This is a genomic window from Amycolatopsis sp. NPDC051106, from assembly GCF_040682775.1.
GTDB lineage: Bacteria > Actinomycetota > Actinomycetes > Mycobacteriales > Pseudonocardiaceae > Amycolatopsis.
Map to the genome: position 1 here is coordinate 1 of NZ_JBFBBQ010000064.1, position 13,775 is coordinate 13,775.

General features: G+C 71.7%; 16 protein-coding genes. 7 read left to right on the forward strand and 9 right to left on the reverse strand.

Features of this window, described 5'->3' with window-relative positions:
* Window positions 1–203 precede the first annotated feature (203 nt).
* Window positions 204–1,490: a phosphopyruvate hydratase gene (gene eno / locus AB0M83_RS34730; RefSeq protein WP_086682649.1), complete on the reverse strand. Its 1,287-nt coding sequence runs from the start codon at window positions 1,488–1,490 to the stop codon at window positions 204–206.
* A gap of 108 nt (window positions 1,491–1,598) precedes the next feature.
* On the reverse strand, window positions 1,599–2,045 hold the full coding sequence (locus AB0M83_RS34735) for a VOC family protein (RefSeq protein ID WP_364523609.1): 447 nt from the start codon (window positions 2,043–2,045) through the stop codon (window positions 1,599–1,601).
* Between the two features lie 71 nt (window positions 2,046–2,116).
* Between AB0M83_RS34735 and AB0M83_RS34740 the strand changes: the two genes are divergently transcribed.
* Window positions 2,117–2,521 carry a tetratricopeptide repeat protein gene (locus AB0M83_RS34740; RefSeq protein WP_364523689.1) on the forward strand — a complete coding sequence of 135 codons (405 nt, stop codon included), beginning with the start codon at window positions 2,117–2,119 and terminating at the stop codon, window positions 2,519–2,521.
* A 220-nt stretch (window positions 2,522–2,741) separates the two neighbouring features.
* On the opposite strand, the gene AB0M83_RS34745 is transcribed toward AB0M83_RS34740, so the two are convergent.
* Window positions 2,742–3,503, reverse strand: a complete 762-nt coding sequence (locus AB0M83_RS34745; RefSeq protein WP_364523690.1) for a lytic murein transglycosylase — start codon at window positions 3,501–3,503, stop codon at window positions 2,742–2,744.
* Window positions 3,504–3,856: 353 nt separating this feature from the next.
* Here AB0M83_RS34745 and efeU point away from each other — a divergent pair, with 353 nt between their 5' ends.
* Genes efeU through efeB form a run of 3 tightly spaced genes read left to right on the forward strand, consistent with a single transcriptional unit; the run spans window position 3,857 to window position 7,106 of the window.
* Entirely contained in the window at window positions 3,857–4,702 is an 846-nt protein-coding gene (gene efeU, locus AB0M83_RS34750) for an iron uptake transporter permease EfeU (RefSeq protein WP_364523611.1), read from the forward strand.
* Window positions 4,699–5,853: an iron uptake system protein EfeO gene (efeO, locus tag AB0M83_RS34755; protein WP_364523613.1), complete on the forward strand. Its 1,155-nt coding sequence runs from the start codon at window positions 4,699–4,701 to the stop codon at window positions 5,851–5,853. The genes efeU and efeO overlap by 4 nt, the downstream gene beginning before the upstream one ends.
* Window positions 5,850–7,106, forward strand: coding sequence for an iron uptake transporter deferrochelatase/peroxidase subunit (gene efeB, locus AB0M83_RS34760; protein ID WP_364523615.1), 1,257 nt, complete (start codon window positions 5,850–5,852; stop codon window positions 7,104–7,106). Before efeO ends, efeB begins: the two co-directional genes overlap by 4 nt.
* On the opposite strand, the gene AB0M83_RS34765 is transcribed toward efeB, so the two are convergent.
* Window positions 7,103–7,315 carry a KTSC domain-containing protein gene (locus tag AB0M83_RS34765; RefSeq protein ID WP_364523617.1) on the reverse strand — a complete coding sequence of 71 codons (213 nt, stop codon included), beginning with the start codon at window positions 7,313–7,315 and terminating at the stop codon, window positions 7,103–7,105. The two genes, efeB and AB0M83_RS34765, sit on opposite strands and share 4 nt — an antisense overlap.
* A gap of 74 nt (window positions 7,316–7,389) precedes the next feature.
* On the opposite strand from AB0M83_RS34765, the gene AB0M83_RS34770 reads away from it, so the two are divergent.
* The 3 genes from AB0M83_RS34770 to AB0M83_RS34780 are packed head-to-tail and all read left to right on the forward strand — an operon-like array spanning window position 7,390 to window position 9,477.
* On the forward strand, window positions 7,390–7,959 hold the full coding sequence (locus AB0M83_RS34770) for a TetR/AcrR family transcriptional regulator (RefSeq protein ID WP_364523691.1): 570 nt from the start codon (window positions 7,390–7,392) through the stop codon (window positions 7,957–7,959).
* Entirely contained in the window at window positions 7,956–9,032 is a 1,077-nt protein-coding gene (locus tag AB0M83_RS34775; protein ID WP_364523692.1) for an SGNH/GDSL hydrolase family protein, read from the forward strand. Before AB0M83_RS34770 ends, AB0M83_RS34775 begins: the two co-directional genes overlap by 4 nt.
* Window positions 9,033–9,066: 34 nt before the next feature.
* Window positions 9,067–9,477: a PPOX class F420-dependent oxidoreductase gene (locus AB0M83_RS34780; RefSeq protein ID WP_364523619.1), complete on the forward strand. Its 411-nt coding sequence runs from the start codon at window positions 9,067–9,069 to the stop codon at window positions 9,475–9,477.
* A gap of 152 nt (window positions 9,478–9,629) precedes the next feature.
* Here AB0M83_RS34780 and AB0M83_RS34785 read toward each other — a convergent pair whose 3' ends face one another.
* The 5 genes from AB0M83_RS34785 to AB0M83_RS34805 are packed head-to-tail and all read right to left on the reverse strand — an operon-like array spanning window position 9,630 to window position 13,751.
* Window positions 9,630–10,193, reverse strand: a complete 564-nt coding sequence (locus AB0M83_RS34785) for a hypothetical protein (protein WP_364523621.1) — start codon at window positions 10,191–10,193, stop codon at window positions 9,630–9,632.
* Window positions 10,190–11,548, reverse strand: coding sequence for a hypothetical protein (locus tag AB0M83_RS34790; protein ID WP_364523694.1), 1,359 nt, complete (start codon window positions 11,546–11,548; stop codon window positions 10,190–10,192). Before AB0M83_RS34790 ends, AB0M83_RS34785 begins: the two co-directional genes overlap by 4 nt.
* Complete coding sequence (locus tag AB0M83_RS34795; protein ID WP_364523623.1) at window positions 11,548–12,351, reverse strand: ABC transporter ATP-binding protein; 804 nt, start codon at window positions 12,349–12,351, stop codon at window positions 11,548–11,550. The genes AB0M83_RS34790 and AB0M83_RS34795 overlap by 1 nt, the downstream gene beginning before the upstream one ends.
* Window positions 12,352–12,360: 9 nt before the next feature.
* Entirely contained in the window at window positions 12,361–13,197 is an 837-nt protein-coding gene (locus AB0M83_RS34800; RefSeq protein WP_364523625.1) for a zf-HC2 domain-containing protein, read from the reverse strand.
* On the reverse strand, window positions 13,194–13,751 hold the full coding sequence (locus AB0M83_RS34805) for an RNA polymerase sigma factor (RefSeq protein WP_364523626.1): 558 nt from the start codon (window positions 13,749–13,751) through the stop codon (window positions 13,194–13,196). The genes AB0M83_RS34800 and AB0M83_RS34805 overlap by 4 nt, the downstream gene beginning before the upstream one ends.
* Window positions 13,752–13,775: the final 24 nt, after the last annotated feature.

A 13,775-nucleotide genomic window follows, 5' to 3' on the forward strand; every position in this document is an offset into this window, starting at 1 on the left:
GGTGAGATGCGGCGGATAACCCACTACACCCCGGCGTCGGGGCCTGGACGGCGCCCCCCCGGCGAGGGGCGCCGGCGGCTCGACCCCCCCCGGGGGGGGCCCCCGCCGCCCGCCGGCCGGGGGGGCGGCCCCGGGCCGGTTGGCCCGCGCAGCCCCGCCGCCGCCTCGGCGGTTGCGCGTCGTCCTCCCCCGGTCGGCCATGCTCAGCCCTCGGCGCTGAACCGCGGGAAGGCCAGCTCGCCGGCGTAGCGGGCGGCGTCACCGAGGGTTTCCTCGATGCGCAGCAGCTGGTTGTACTTGGCGATCCGCTCGCCGCGGGCCGGAGCGCCGGTCTTGATCTGGCCGACGCCGGTCGCGACCGCGAGGTCGGCGATGAACGTGTCCTCGGTCTCGCCGGAGCGGTGGCTCATCATCGACTTGTAGCCGAACGACGTGGCGAGCGAAATCGCGTCGAGCGTCTCGGACAGGGTGCCGATCTGGTTGACCTTCACCAGCAGTGCGTTGGCGGCGCGGCGGGTGATGCCCTCTTCGAGGCGGTCCGGGTTGGTGACGAACAGGTCGTCGCCGACGATCTGGACCTTCTCGCCGATGTCGGCGGTCAGGGTGACCCAGCCGTCCCAGTCGTCCTCGCTCAGCGGGTCCTCGATGGAGACCATCGGGTAGTCGCGGATCAGTTCGGCGTAGTAGGCCGACATCTGCTCCGCGCTCTTCTTGCTGCCCTCGAAGGTGTACGCGCCGTCGGCGAAGAACTCGGTCGCGGCGACGTCCAGCGCGAGCGCGACGTCGCGGCCCGGGGTGTAGCCGGCCTTCTCGATGGCCTGCAGGATCAGGTCGAGCGCCTCGCGGTTGTTCGCCAGGTTCGGCGCGAAGCCGCCTTCGTCGCCCAGACCGGTCGAAAGGCCGCGGCCCTTCAGCACCGACTTCAGCGAGTGGTAGACCTCGGCGCCCCAGCGCAGGGCCTCGCGGAAGGTCTCCGCGCCGATCGGCGCGATCATGAACTCCTGGACGTCGACGTTGCTGTCCGCGTGCGAACCACCGTTGAGGATGTTCAGCATCGGGACGGGCAGCACGTGCGCGTTCGGCCCGCCCAGGTAGCGGAACAGCTCCAGCTCGGCCGACTCGGCGGCGGCCTTCGCGACGGCCAGCGAGACGCCGAGGATGGCGTTCGCGCCGAGGCGGGACTTCGCCGGCGTGCCGTCGAGGTCGACCAGCTTCTGGTCGACGATCCGCTGGTCGACCGCTTCGATGCCGACCATCTCGGGGCCGATCTCGTCGAGGACCGCGGCGACCGCGCGCTCGACGCCCTTGCCGTTGTAGCGGCCGGTGTCGCCGTCGCGGAGCTCGACCGCCTCGTGTTCACCGGTGGACGCACCCGACGGGACCGCGGCCCGCGCCAGGGTGCCGTCGTCGAGAGCCACCTCCACCTCGACGGTCGGGTTGCCGCGCGAGTCCAGAATCTCGCGCGCGCCTACCTGCTCGATGAGAGCCACGCCATGCTCCTCGGTGCGTCGTGCCTGCGGTTTCGCGCCCAGCCTAGCCGTCGCCGCAGTTCACCCGTTGGAGGCACGGCCGGTAGCAGGGCGGTCCTCGGCGCTTCCTTAGCCGTCCGCGCGGACCGCCTGCCAGCCGGGCGGCAGCTCCACGGTCTCGGACGTCTGCTGCCAGAACGTCCAGCTGTTGCCGCCGAGGTCGGCGACGGTGAACACCCGGGCGCCGTAGGGCTGGTCCTGCGGCGGGTCGAGCTCGCCCTCGTCACCGAGTGCCGCCTCGACCCGCGCGTAGGCGTCGTCGACGTCGTCGACGTAGAGGATGTTGAGCTGGCCGACCGGCCCGTCGACGCCCTTGGCCTGCCAGTAGTCCGGCCCGACGCCCGCGATCTGGATCCGCGCGTCGCCCGCGCGCAGCGTCGCCTGGAAGACCTCGCCGGCCCCGTCGCAGAACCGGAGCTCCTCGGTGAACCCGAAGACCCTGGTCAGCCAGGCGAGCGCCGCCGTGGCGTCGGAGTAGTACAGGTAGGGCGCCAGGCCCCGGTACGGGCTGCTCATGGCGGGACAGTCCATCACGTCCCGATCGGAGGCGTGTGCAAGCCCCTCTTCCGAGGTAACGTGGGATGACCATGACGGACGCCGCAGCTGCTTCGCAGCCTCCCGAGGAGTCGCGGTTCCATGCCTTCCGCCAGGCCGAGGATCTGGTCGGGCAGCGCCGTCCGCTGGACGCGCTGAAGGCGTTGCAGCCCCTGCTGGAATCCGAAACGGACAAGCCGTCGGTCCACCTCCTGGCCGGGCGCGCGTACTTCCACTCCGCCCAGCTGCGGCGCGCCGAGCAGGCGCTCACCCGGGTGCTGGAGCTGGACCCGACGGACCACTACGCCCGGTTCGTCCTCGGCCGGACCCTGCAGCGCCTCGGCCGGTTCGTCGAGGCGCTGGCCCAGATGCGGATGGCGTCGGCGATGAACCCGGTGCCGGAGTACCTCGAGGCGATCAGCGAGGTCAAGGCGCACATCGCCCTGCGCGATTCCTGACGGCCAGTGCCGATCGGCCCCCCGGAGATCAGACTTTCGGCCGATCGGTCCGGGCCCCTCGGCCGATTCGCGGCACCCCCTCCTCCGGCGAAGCTGGTTCCAGACCGAATGAGGGAGGAACCGGAGATGTCGATCTTCGCCACGCTGGGTGCTTACGCCGGCTTGCTGCTGCTGGTGCTCATGGCCGTCACGCCGTTGTTCGCCGACCGGGAGCTCTGACTCACGGCGCGACGCTCGCCTCCGCGAAGGCGTCCGCCGCGCTGAAGACGTCCTGGCCGTACGGGACTCCCGAGTTGTAGAACAGGATCGCGCGCCACCAGCCGGCCGGGGTGCCCAGGTCGTCGCCGCCCGAACACAGGTAGCGCGCTGCCGTGAAGGCCGCGTCGTCCACGTTCTGCGGGTCCGGTGTGCCGCCGTCGCCGTTGGCGCGCTCCTGGTACTTCTTCCACGTCGACGGCAGGAACTGCAGCGGGCCGATCGCGTGGTCCCACGACTTGTCACCGTCGAGCTTGCCGCCGTCCGTGTCGTGCACCGCCGGGACGCCCGGTGAGCCGTCCAGCGGCGGGCCGACCACCGGCTTCGCGACGCGGCCGTCCGCGCCGATCGCCGAAGCGTCGAAGTCCCCGCGGCCGGCCTCGACCCGGCCGATGCCCGCCAGCGTCGCCCACGACAGGTGGCACGTCGGCTTCTGCCGCTGCATCCACATCTCCGCCCGGCCGTACGCGGCGAGCACGCGCGCCGGGAGGTGCGTCTTGTCCGCGACGCGCGTCGCCCACGCGTCCAGCTCGGCCTGGTCGGACACCGCCGGCCGGTCGACCGGCGCGGCGAGCCCGGCGCGCGGCGACTCGGCGCCGGGCTGCGGACGCTGCTCCGGGATGGCCAGCGCCGGTTGCGCCGGCGGGGGCGCGGCCGGGGCGTCCGGGTTCCGGACCCCGATCGTGAGGACGAGGACCACGCCGGTGACGACGAGGCCGAGCGCCAGGGCCACCCGGCCGACGTACCGCCTGGGCGGGCCGCCCGGAGGCGACGACGGAGGCGTGACGGTCGGCTGAGCGGTTTCGGCCACCCGAACAGGTTACGGAGCCACTCAAGAGGGTCCCTCAGCCGCGTGACCAGGCAAGCGGAGGGTAAAAACAGGTCCACTGCCAGCGACGTCACAAAATTCGTTATCGAGTCGACGCGCAAGGCCCTGACCTGCGGTTACCCTAACCTAACTTTGTCACCGAGTCCCGTTTGTCCGATTGCATCGTTTCGGGTCGACGTAGGCTCACTGGACTTACAGGTGAGCCTTACCTAAAAACTTCCTGGACCCAGAAAAACTCAGGAGGCGGACCGGTGTTGTTCTCGAGCGCGCTGATCGGGCTGCGCGAAGGCCTGGAAGCCGCGCTGGTCGTCAGCATCCTGGTGGCGTTCCTGGTCAAGACCGACCGGCGCCACGCGCTGCGCTGGGTGTGGCCGGGCGTCGGCGCCGCCGTGCTGCTGTCGGTCGCCGTCGGCGCGGTCCTGACGTTCACGACCGCCCAGCTGTCCTTCGAGCACCAGGAGCTGCTCGGCGGGAGCCTGTCGATCGTCGCCGTCGTGTTCGTCACCGCGATGATCTTCTGGATGCGCAAGGCGTCGAAGAGCATCGCCGCCGAGCTGCGCGGGAAGATGGACGACGCGCTGGACGTCGGCCCGATGGCCGTGCTGCTGCTGTCGTTCCTCGCGGTCGGGCGCGAAGGCCTGGAAACGGCGGTGTTCTTCTACTCCACCGTCCAGGCCGCGCAGTCGGACACCGTGCAGCCGCTGATCGGCTTCGCCATCGGCATCGCCACCGCCGTCGTGCTCGCTTGGCTGCTCTACAAGGGCGCGGTGCGGTTCAACCTCGGGAAGTTCTTCACGATCACCGGCGTCCTGCTGGTGTTCGTCGCCGCAGGTGTGCTCGGCTACGGCCTCCACGACCTGCAGGAGGCCGCCTTCCTGCCCGGCATCCACACCCTCGCCTTCGACGCTTCGGCGACACTGCCCGAGACGTCCTGGTACGGCGCCCTGCTCAAGGGCATCTTCAACTACTCGCAGCAGACGACCGTGCTGCAGGCCGTCGCGTGGGTCGCCTACGTCGTCATCGTGCTGCCCCTCTTCCTCAAGCCCAGCAAGAAGACCGCGCCGGCCCCCGCCGCCGCGGCCGCCTCGAAGGAGTGACCGTGCGCAAGACCCCCAGAACCCCGCTGGCCGTGGTGGCCGGCGCCGCCGTACTGGTGACGCTGGCCGCGTGCGACAGCCAGGGCAGCACCGGGAACGAGACCTCCACCGGGGGCGGTCCGATCAAGGTCGAGGCGTCCGACACCGCGTGCGACGTCTCCGCGAACACCGCCACCGCGGGCAACGTGACCTTCGAGATCACCAACAAGGGCACCAAGGTCACCGAGTTCTACCTCTACGCCGAGGGCGACCGGATCGTCGGCGAGGTCGAGAACATCGCGCCCGGGCTCAACCGGCGCCTGATCGTCGAAGCCTCCGACGCCGGCAAGTACCAGACGGCGTGCAAGCCGGGCATGGCCGGCAACGGCATCCGCGGCGACTTCACCATCACCGGCGGCGCGCCGAAGCAGGCCGACGCCAACGCGCAGAAGGCCCAGGCCACCAAGAGCTACGCCGACTACGTCGCCAACAACTCCGCCGCGCTGGAGGAGGAGACGGGCAAGTTCGTCGGCCTCGTCAAGGCCGGCAAGGCCGACGAGGCGAAGGCCGCGTACGCGCGCACCCGCATCTACTACGAGCGCATCGAGCCGGTCGCCGAGAAGTTCGGCGACCTCGACCCGGCCATCGACGTCCGTGAGGCGGACCTCGAGCCGGGCCAGCGGTTCACCGGCTTCCACCGCCTCGAGAAGGACCTCTACGTGTCCGGCCTGCAGGCCGACAGCCCGCAGATCGCGGACAAGCTGCTCACCGACGTCAAGGACCTCGTCGCCAAGTCCAAGACCCTCGAGCTGACCGCGCTCGACCTGGCCAACGGCGCGAAGGGCCTGCTCGACGAGGTCGCCACCGGCAAGATCACCGGCGAGGAAGAGACCTTCTCGCACACCGACCTGTGGGACTTCCAGGCCAACGTGGACGGTTCGAAGGGCGCGATCACCTCGTTGCGGCCGGTGCTGCAGGAGCGGGACGCCGCGCTCGTGTCCACTTTGGACAAGGAGTTCGCCAACGTCCAAGGTCTGCTGGACAAGACGCGCGCCGGTGACGGCTTCAAGCTGTACACCGAGCTGTCGCAGGATCAGATCAAGGAGTTCGCCTCGGCCGTCGACGCCCTGAGCGAGCCGCTGAGCAAGGTCGCGGAGGTCGTGTCCAAGTGAGCGAAGACGGCACCCGCGTCTCCCGCCGGAAACTGTTCGGCCTGGCGGGAGCGGGTGTCGCGCTCGCCGGCGCCGGCGCCGCGGCGGGCATCGGGATCGACAAGGCGGCCGGCGGCAGCGCCGAAGCGGCGGTGAGCACCGTCGACTTCCACGGCGAGCACCAGGCCGGGATCGTCACCCCTGCCCAGGCGAACCTGCACTTCGCCGCCCTCGACGTCACCACCAAGGACCGCGAGAAGCTGCGGCAGCTGCTGAAGACGTGGACCGACGCGGCCCGCCGGATGACGGCGGGCCAGGAGGTCGTGCCGAACGGCGCGGTCGGCAGCGGTGACTACGCGCCGCCCGGCGACACCGGCGAGGCGCTCGACCTGCCCGCGTCGCACCTGACGCTGACGATCGGCTTCGGCCCGTCGCTGTTCAACGGCCGTTTCGGCCTCGCGGGGAAGCGGCCGCCGCAGCTGATCGACCTGCCGCTGTTCCCGAAGGACAAGCTCGACCCGGCCCGCGGCGGCGGCGACCTGTGCATCCAGGCCTGCGCGGACGACCCGCAGGTGGCGGTGCACGCGGTCCGCAACCTGGTGCGGCTCGGCTTCGGCATCACCGAGGTCCGCTGGTCGCAGCTCGGCTTCGGCCGCAGCTCGTCGACGTCGCGCGCGCAGCAGACGCCCCGGAACCTGTTCGGGTTCAAGGACGGCACGAACAACATCAAGTCCGAGGACACCGACTTCCTGCGCGACCAGGTGTGGGCCACGGCGGCCGACGGCCAGGCGTGGATGGCCGGCGGCAGCTACCTGGTGGCGCGCCGGATCCGGATGCACATCGAGACGTGGGACCGCGAAACCCTCGACGGCCAGCAGCAGATCGTCGGCCGCACCAAGGGCACCGGCGCCCCGCTGGGCCAGACCGCGGAGTTCGACGAGCTGGACCTCGACGTCGGCGGCGCGGGCGGCGAGAAGGTGATCCCGGAGGACGCGCACGTCCGGCTGGCCTCGCACCAGGCGCTGAACGGCGTGCGGATCCTGCGCCGCGGCTACAACTTCGTCGACGGATCCGACGGCGTCGGGCACCTCGAGGCGGGGCTGTTCTTCCTGGCGTTCAACCGGGACACGCGGAAGCAGTACGTGCCGATGCAGCAGGCGCTGTCGTCGAAGGACGCGATGATGGAGTACGTCCAGCACACGGGTTCGGCGCACTTCGCGGTGCCGCCGGGTGTCTCGCCGACCGGTTACTGGGGCGAGGGTCTCTTCGCCTAGTCGACCTGTTCGGTCGGATACACGTCGCGGATCCGCTGGTTGAAGAACCGGCCCTGGCTCGGCGCGCCCATCAGGTCGCGGTGCACGGACTCGGGCACCAGCCGGTACCGGTAGACGCTGCCGTTCACGAACTCGATCTCCAGGAGGTGCTGCTCCCGGTCGTAGCCGATCGACGCGATCGTCGAGGAGCTGACGGCTTGGCGGCGCATGACCGCCATCATATCCCCTTGCCTAAACCCTTTAGGAAGTTCTACGTTGGGTTTAGGAAGAGGAGGCAGCGATGATGGCACGTGCCGGGGTGACGACCGAGCGGCTGGTCCGCGCGGGCGCCGAGCTGGCCGACGAGATCGGGTTCGACCGCGTGACGCCGTCGGAGCTCGCGCGGCGGTTCGACGTCAAGGTCGCCAGCCTGTATTCGCACGTCAAGAACGCGCACGACCTGCGGACGCGGATCGCGCTGCTGGCGCTGGACGAGCTCGCCGACCGGGCCGCCGCCGCGCTGGCCGGCCGGGCCGGGCGGGAGGCGCTGGTCGCGTTCGCCGGCGTCTACCGCGACTACGCCCGCGAGCACCCCGGCCGGTTCGCCGCGGCGCAGCTGCGGCTCGACCCGGAGACCGCGGCGGCGAGCGCGGGCGTGCGGCACGCGCAGCTGATGCGCACGATCCTGCGCGGCTACGACCTGACCGGGCCGGACCAGACGCACGCCGTCCGGCTGCTCGGCAGCTTCTTCCGCGGGTTCGTCGCCCTCGAAGCCGACGGCGGCTTCGACCACAGCCCGCCCGCGTCCGGCGCCAGCTGGACGCGTCTGCTCGACGTCCTCGATTCCCTTCTCCGCGATTGGCCACGACCGTGATCACCACCCCGCTGACCGCCGACCTGGTGCGCGGCGCCCTCGAACTCGAACCCACTCCTCGCAGCCTGGTGGCGCACCGGCTGCCCGCCCGCGCGCGAGCACAGAACACCGACCCGCGGCTCGCGATGGCTTCGGCGCAACCGGCCGGGGTCCGCGTGCGGTTCCGCACGACGGCCGCCGTCATCGAACTGGAGACAGTGCCGACCAAGATCGAGTACCCGGGCGCGCCACCGCGTCCGGACGGCGTGTACGACCTGCTCGTCGACGGCAAGCTCGCCGCCCAGGCGACCTCGCCTGGCGGAGTACGGTTCACCGGCCTGCCCGGGCACCTCAAGGACGTCGAGATCTGGTTGCCGCACAACGAAATGACGGAGCTGGTGGCGCTGCGCACGGACGCTCCCGTCGAGCCCGCGCCGTCCGCGGGCAAGGTGTGGCTGCACCACGGCAGTTCGATCAGCCAGGGCTCGAACGCGCTCAGCCCCTCGGCGACTTGGGTCGCGCAAGCCGCGGTCTCCGCCGGGGTCGAGCTGGTCAACCTCGGTTTCAGCGGCAACGCGATGCTGGACCCGTTCACCGCCCGCGCGCTGCGGGACACCCCGGCCGACGTGCTCAGCGTCAAGATCGGCATCAACATCGTCAACGCCGACCTGATGCGCCTGCGTGCGTTCGGCCCGGCGGTGCACGGGTTCCTGGACACGATCCGCGAGGGCCACCCGTCGGCGCCGCTGCTGGTCGTGTCGCCGTTGTACTGCCCGATCCACGAGCGGACGCCCGGCCCCGGCGACTTCGACCACGCGGCGCTGGCTTCGGGAGTGGTGCGGTTCCGGGCCACCGGCGACCCGGGCGAGGTCGCGGCCGGCAAACTCACGCTCGAGGTGATCCGGGACGAGCTGGCGAGCATCGTCTCGCGGCGCCAAGACCCGCATTTGCACTACCTGGACGGACTTTCGCTGTACGGGCCGGCCGACTACGCGGAGTTCCCCTTACCGGACGAGCTGCACCCGGACGAGGCGGCGCACCGTCGCATCGCCTCGCGGTTCACGGAGCTGGCCTTCGGCGGCCCGTTCGCTTGACTTCAACCTCCCTTGAAGTTGAATGCTTCGGGGCATGTTCACCGAAGCAGAGCTCGCCTACCTCGACGCCCAGCCGCTGGGCCGGCTCGCCACCCGGCAGCCGAACGGAACCCTGCAGGTCAACCCGGTCGGGTTCCGGTACAACCCGGACGAGAAGACGATCGACGTCACCGGCCACAACCTGCGCGGCAGCAAGAAGTTCCGCAACCTGGCGGCCGACGACCACGTCGCGTTCGTCGTCGACGACCTGCCGTCGACGAACCCGTGGCGCGTGCGCTGCCTGGAGATCCGCGGCCGCGCGGAGGCGCTGACCGAGGTGAACCTGCCGGACAACCACTTCGACGACGCCGTGATCCGGATCCACCCTTCGCGGATCCTGGCGTTCGGGGTGGAGGACTGGGACCGGGAGCCGCTCGAGCTGGAGACGAACATCCGCGACGTCTGAGGACGTGATCCGGCGGCCACCACGGGAGCCTGGGGGTTCCCGTGGCGGCCTCGCCGGATTGCTGTGATCAGCAGACGTCTGAAGGTGTGATCCGACGGCCGCCACGGGAGCCTGGGGGGTCCCCCGTGGCGGCCTCGCCGGATGGCTTGCTGTCAGCGGCGACCACCCCTCGCCGTGTAGGCCACTGTCCCCCCGACCGCCAGGACCAGCGCCGTCCACGTCGCCGCCGCCGTCCCCGCCGGCTGCAGCATCCAGGCCACGATGTGGCTCGTCGTCGAGCCGTCGTCCTGGACGAAGGGCGTGGTGGCCGCCCAGGCGAGCGGGAGCGTCCAGCCGTACTGGCCGCCCGCGACCGTTGCCGCCAGGCCGGCCAGGCCCAGCAACCCGGCCGCGTCGCGCAGGATGATCGACAAGTCGACAGTCAGTGCGCCCAGCTCCTGGACCGCCAGCACCGCGGCCCCGGCTGTCAGGCCGATCAGGGCCAGGTGCGCGAACCGGCGGACCGGCCACGGGAGCGCCGCGGTGCGGTCCATGTCCGGGTCCTGGCCGCTAAGGCCGATCGCCGCCACCGCGATGCCCGACGTCAGCGTCAGCATGACCGCGATCGGCGACCACGAGTCGCGCGCCAGGAACCACACACCCGCCGTGGCCACCAGCAAAGCCGCGAACGCCACCGGGGCCTGCCGCGAACGCGCGTAGAGCGCCGCCCACCTCATCGCATGGCCCCCGGCACCAGCGTGTCGATCGGGTCGCCCTGGCAGGTCAGCAGCATCCGGCGCAGCGCGACGATCCGCGAAAACTGGACCTCGGCCGGCAGTGCGCGGAACTTCGCCCACGCATCGTCGACGGGACCGGCTTGGCGGCCGATCCACCGCGCGTCGTACTCGGGCAGCGGCTTCAGCTCGCCGGTGAAGTACGCCGCCGCGATCATGCGGCCGCCCACGTCGGCCAGGTCGGCGTAGCTCGGTGGCAAGCACGTGGGCAGCCCGGCCCCGGACAGCACCGCGAGCCGCAGGTCGTGCGCGTCCGCCGTGAGCAGGTTGTCGTCGCGCTGGAAGTCGAGGTAGACGACGCCGGGATCGCGGGTGGGCGGGTTCGAGAACGATACCGGCGCGGTCCGCTCTTCGATCCGGGTCGGCGCGCCGGGCAGCTTCGCCAGCATCGCCAGTGCTTCCCGGCCCGGCCCGGCCAGCGCGGCCAGCCTGTCCTCGTGCGCCCGGGTGACGCAGATCGGCCCGTCGCAGAGCTTCTGGGCGGCGACGCCGTCGGAGGCCAGGAGCCCGCCGGCGGAAGCCGGGAAGACCGGCAGCGCGATCGCCGCGCCGACCACCAGCGGCAGCAGGCCGAGCACCCGGGCCCGCACGGAATTCGCCGCCAGCAGCAGGAATCCCGTCGCGGCGAGCCCCGCGAACCACGCCGCCTGCCCGAGGTCCACCGCAGCCGCCGTCGTCACCAGCAGGCCCCGGGGTTGCCCGAGGGTCGGTGCGAGCAGCCCGAACCGGCTGTACGGCATCGACAGCACGCCCTCATCGAGCGACGTCCAGGCCACCACCGACACCACCAGGGTCAGCACGGCCAGCGCGGGCGCGGTCAGCGGGTGCGGCAGCAGGCGCCCGACCGCCAGGCCCGCCCAGCTCCCCGCCACGACGGCGAGCAGCCCGACGAGCACGACCGGCAGGAAGCTCGCCGACACGAACCCGCCGTGCCGGAGCACTTCCACCAGGCCGACGCCGAGCACCAGCAGGAACCCGAGCGCGCTCAGCCCCCCGACCGCACCCGCCAGCCGGATCGCCCGGTGCCAGTCCGGTCGCGAGGTCGTGGACAGCAGCTCGACCATGCCGGAGCGGCTGTCGCGCATCCCCTGGATCGCCCCGGCGCCGACGGAGATCGGCCACAGGAACACCAGCATGAACCGCAGCCACAAGGCGGTGGTCGTCGTGTTCCCCGTCCACGGCGCGGGCGCGTGCCACCACGGCCCGGTCAGCAGGAACAGGAGGCCGAGCGCCACCACGAGCAGCGCCAGCCCGGCCCAGGGCGCGATCGAGCGCCGGAGTTCGGTGCGCAGGATCATCACCAGGCCCCCTTGCCCGGCTCGTGGTTCAGCAGTGCCGAGTAGCCACGCTCGATCGGGCTGTCGCCCACGTGCTCCGCGGTGCCGGCCGCGGCCAGCGCCTCCGGCGTCCCCTGGAACACCAGCTTGCCCTGGTCGAACAGGACGACGTCGGAGCACGCGGTGCCCACGTCCTCGACCAGGTGCGTCGAGATCAGCACGCACGAGTCCTGGCCGAGCTCCTGCACCAGCTCGCGGAACCGCACGCGCTGCGCCGGGTCGAGCCCGGCGGTCGGCTCGTCCAGCAGCAGGATGTCCGGGTCGTTGACGATCGCCTGCGCGATCCCGACCCGCCGGACCATGCCGCCCGACAGCGTCTTCATCCGGTCGTCCGCGCGGTCGGCGAGCCCCACCCGCTCGATCGCGCGCTGCACCGCACCGGGGATGTCCTCTTTGGACACCTCCTTGAGCCACGCGATGTACTCGACGAACTCCCGGACGGTGAACCGCTTGTAGAACCCGAAGTTCTGCGGCAGGTAGCCGATCCGCCGGCGCAGGCCACGCTGCCCGGTGTGCCCCCCGGCCGGCGCACCGAGCAGCGACAGCCTGCCTTCCGCCGGCCGGAGCACCGTCGCCAGCGCCCGGATCAGCGTCGTCTTGCCCGCGCCGTTGGGCCCGAGCAGGCCGTGCACCCCCTTGCCGAGTGACAGGTCCACCCCGTTCACGGCCATCTTCTTCCGCCCGACCCGCACCTTCAGCCCTTCGGCCTGGATCTCCCAGGCGTAGGTCGTCGGTGCGACCTCGGCGGCTTCCACTGCCCGCATGTTCCCTCCCTAGTTGCGCGCACCGAGCCGGGTGAACGCGCCCTTGTGCAGGGCGACGGCCACCGACGTCAATGCGAAGATCCCCGCCCACACCGGCAACGCACCGGTGCTGAGCGCAAACGTTTGCTCGTGGATCGCCACGGTGGGCAGCAGCAGCCCCGCGGCCCACACCGCGACCAGCGCGTACGCCGCCCGGGTGACCCCGATCAGCCCGCCCAGCGCGAGCGTCCCCGTGGTGAAGGCCAGGCTCGGCAGCAGCCAGAGCGCGACGGCCGTGCCGGTCAGCCAGCCGGCGACCCCGAGCACCGGCAGGACGACGACGAGCACCGCCAGCGTCCGCCGCGCGATGAGGTACAGCCCGGCCCGCGGGGTCGCGACGACGACTTCGTACGCTGGATCCAGCCCCCGCGCCCACGCCGCGGCGACGCCCATCACCGGCAGCACCGGCGCGAAGAGCTGCACCGCCGTCACCTCCAGCATCGAGCTCCCGAGCTGGTCGAACGCCACCGCGAGCAGCGTGACCAGCACGATCATCCCCAGCCACGGCAGCATCACGGGGGTGACCCAGGTGTCGAGCCACCGCCGGCGGGGCCGGTACCGGACCTTCGCCCGGGGCGGCACGGACGGCGCGGGCGGCCCGTGGAACGGAACGCCCGACAGCTCGATCTCGACGCCGAGCCGGTTCCAGACGACGTCCACCACCGGCTGGACGGGCGCCACCTCGGCGAGCCGCGCCCGGCACACCCGGCACGTCTCGAGGTGCGCTTCGAGGCCCCACAACCGGTCGGCCGGGAGGCCGGTGCCCGCCACGTACTCGGCGATGAGATCGTCCGACGCATGGGTCATGACAGGGCCTCCTTCATCGCGAACCGCGCCCGGCGAGCGCGGGTCTTGACGGTTCCTTCCGGCAGCCCGAGCAGGACGGCGGTCTCCCGGACGGTCAGCCCGTCGAGCACCATCGCCTGCAGCACCGCGCGCAGCTCGGGGGCGAGATCGCGCAGCGCGTCACCGACCTCGTCACCGATCGCCGCCGCCAAGGCCACGTCCTCCGCCGCCGGCACGGGCGCGACGTCGAGCGCCACCTCGGCGGGCACCTCGGCGTGGTGCGCCCGGCGCCGGAACGCGTCGACCAGCCGCCGCGCGGCGATCGTCCACAGCCAGCCGACCGCGGTCCCGCCGGTCGCGGCCCCCGCGAACGACGGCGCCGCGCGCCACACGGCCAGGTACGCCTCCTGCATGACCTCGGCGACGATCTGCTCGTCGGCGCACCGGCGGCGCAGGCGCACGGCGAGCCAGGGCGACGTGCGGCGGTAGAGCTCCTCGAACGCCGCGCGGTCGCCCTTGGCCGTGCGCCGGACGAGGTGCTCCTCGTCGGCGTCCTCCAGTGGCAGTTTCCTCACACCAGGCAAGACGCCGGATCGCCC